Genomic DNA, 251 nt, shown 5'->3' with positions numbered 1-251 from the left:
ATACTGTATGTTGTCCTACAGAAGTTGAAGGCTTACCAGCACTATCTGTTGATGAACCTACAATCAACATGACTTTCCAAGTAAACACTTCACCATTTTGTGGTAAAGAAGGTAAGTATGTTACTTCTCGTCCTGATTGGGTTATGGATCAAGTTTTTGAATTGTTTGATAACCTTGGTGCTACTGATGAACAACTTGATTTTAAAGTTGTATACGCTTCAGCAATCAATGGTTGGGCTACGCTTGAAGAA

General features: G+C 37.5%; 1 pseudogene. It reads left to right on the top strand.

The features are described from left to right. Positions 1–251 (top strand): annotated as a pseudogene (locus tag H4J50_RS19320) (hypothetical protein); the annotation flags it as partial.

Source organism: Colwellia sp. 6M3 (assembly GCF_014077595.1).
Taxonomy (GTDB): domain Bacteria; phylum Pseudomonadota; class Gammaproteobacteria; order Enterobacterales; family Alteromonadaceae; genus Cognaticolwellia.
This window is presented reverse-complemented; position numbering and strand designations above follow the sequence as displayed.